Source organism: Pseudomonas sp. IT-P12 (assembly GCF_949767465.1).
Taxonomy (GTDB): domain Bacteria; phylum Pseudomonadota; class Gammaproteobacteria; order Pseudomonadales; family Pseudomonadaceae; genus Aquipseudomonas.
Window position 1 is genome coordinate 1 of sequence record NZ_CATKPY010000020.1, and the last position, 213, is coordinate 213.

Annotated in this window: 1 protein-coding gene; it reads left to right on the forward strand. The window is 58.2% G+C overall.

The window, feature by feature from the left end; genetic code table 11:
- The coding region (locus ACM6IM_RS08660) for an electron transfer flavoprotein subunit beta/FixA family protein (RefSeq protein WP_414864853.1) at window positions 1–213 on the forward strand (213 nt) is incomplete at both ends.

Genomic DNA, 213 nt, shown 5'->3' on the forward strand with positions numbered 1-213 from the left:
GTAGCTGTCAAACGCGTTGTGGATTACAACGTCAAGGTCCGCGTCAAGGCGGACAATTCCGGCGTCGACCTCGCCAACGTGAAGATGTCGATGAACCCTTTCTGCGAAATCGCAGTGGAAGAAGCCGTACGCCTGAAAGAGAAAGGCGTTGCGACTGAAATCGTCGTCGTCTCCGTCGGCCCGTCCACCGCTCAGGAGCAACTGCGCACCGCG